A 252-nucleotide genomic window follows, 5' to 3' on the forward strand; every position below is an offset into this window, starting at 1 on the left:
GCGGCAGCAGCTCGGGCAGCATGGCGCCGTCCAGGTGCAGGCACACATGCCAGCCCAGCGGCGCGATCAGACCGATGACGTGATCGAACACGGCCGGATCGGGCGCGCCGCCCAGGTGCGGCACGAAATTGAAGCGCGCCCCGCGCACCCCGCCCTCGTGCAATGGGCGCACGCTGGCCGCGGTGGCGTCCGCCCCCAGCAGCGCCACGCCACGGTAGCGCCCCTGGCTCTGCGCCAGCGCGTCCAGCAAGG

Annotated in this window: 1 protein-coding gene; it reads right to left on the bottom strand. The window is 74.2% G+C overall.

Going from position 1 to position 252, the window contains the following annotated elements; all coding sequences use genetic code 11:
* The coding region (locus tag U858_RS0133220; protein ID WP_025141369.1) for an amidohydrolase family protein at positions 1–252 on the bottom strand (252 nt) is incomplete at both ends.

Source organism: Achromobacter sp. DH1f, assembly GCF_000633435.1.
Lineage (GTDB): Bacteria > Pseudomonadota > Gammaproteobacteria > Burkholderiales > Burkholderiaceae_B > Achromobacter > Achromobacter deleyi.